At 66.3% G+C, this 731-nt stretch carries 1 protein-coding gene; it reads right to left on the bottom strand.

Annotated features, from left to right (window positions below; genetic code table 11):
* A partial coding sequence (locus M977_RS23860; RefSeq protein ID WP_167351124.1) for a DUF4198 domain-containing protein occupies positions 1-709 on the bottom strand: 709 nt, incomplete at its 3' end.
* Between the last annotated feature and the right edge of the window lie 22 nt (positions 710-731).

Raw genomic sequence — 731 nt, 5'->3', positions numbered from 1 at the left:
CCGGCACGGAGGCCGGCGCGGTTGCGGTGCCCGCGGTGGCCCCCGCCAGGTTCTGGGCCGGCGTATTTGTATAGGTCACGGGCACGTTCTGGCTGCTGCCGTTAAACACCACCGGAATGGACTGCTCACCCGGGGTGGTGGACGCCGGCAGGGTCAGCGTGGCGTTACCGTTGCTGTCAGTGGTCACCGTCTGGTCGGTGCCGTTTACCGTCACGGTGACGGCGGTATTTTTCAGGGGCTGACCGTCCGCACCGGCGATCGGCAGCGTGATGGTCGGGGTACTGATGCCGTCAGCCGGCACGGAGACCGGCGCGGTTGCGGTGCCCGCGGTGGCCCCCGCCAGGTTCTGGGCCGGCGTATTTGTATAGGTCACAGGCACGTTCTGGCTGCTGCCATTCAACACCACCGGAATGGACTGATCACCCGGGGTGGTGGACGCCGGCAGGGTCAGCGTGGCGTTACCGTTGCTGTCAGTGGTCACCGTCTGGTCGGTGCCGTTTACCGTCACGGTGATGGCGGTATTTTTCAGGGGCTGACCGTCCGCACCGGCGATCGGCAGCGTGATGGTCGGGGTACTGATGCCGTCAGCCGGCACAGAGGCTGGCGCGGTTGCGGTACCCGCGGTGGCACCCGCCAGGTTCTGGGCAGCCGTATAGGTCAGGGTCACCGTGTCGGTTTTCACGTCACGCCCGTCGGCCATTATCGTCATGGTAGCCGTACCCGGTGTGCTG

It is taken from the genome of Buttiauxella gaviniae ATCC 51604 (genome assembly GCF_001654835.1).
In the GTDB taxonomy this organism is placed as follows: Bacteria; Pseudomonadota; Gammaproteobacteria; order Enterobacterales; family Enterobacteriaceae; genus Buttiauxella; species Buttiauxella gaviniae.
Note: the sequence above shows the minus strand (reverse complement) of the source record. Positions and strands in the feature narration are given on the sequence as shown.